This is a genomic window from Streptomyces fildesensis (genome assembly GCF_016107395.1).
GTDB classification, from domain to species: Bacteria; Actinomycetota; Actinomycetes; order Streptomycetales; family Streptomycetaceae; genus Actinacidiphila; species Actinacidiphila fildesensis.
Genome location: NZ_JAAIKO010000290.1, coordinates 1 through 272 on the forward strand (window position 1 = coordinate 1; position 272 = coordinate 272).

A 272-nucleotide genomic window follows, 5' to 3' on the forward strand; every position below is an offset into this window, starting at 1 on the left:
GCTATACGATCTCTTCCTCAACGCCCTGTCGTCGGACCCGGCTCTGATCTCGGCCGTCAATGCTGATCTCCGTGCCGTCCGAGCCCGCGACCCTGCGTGCATATCGTTTTCCCACTGCCTTCTCAACTACAAGGGCTTCTTGGCTTGCCAGGCTCACAGGGTGGCACACAAGCTGTGGACCGAGTCAAGGAAGCCACTGGCACTTGCGTTACACTCCCGCATTGCCGACGTTTTCTCAGTTGATATCCACCCAGCAGCTAGGATTGGGAAGG

Annotated in this window: 1 protein-coding gene; it reads left to right on the plus strand. The window is 58.1% G+C overall.

The annotated features are described in order from the left end of the window. Window positions 1-272 (plus strand): serine acetyltransferase domain-containing protein (locus C6N31_RS47375; RefSeq protein ID WP_498063734.1); only part of this gene is annotated, 272 nt, incomplete at both ends.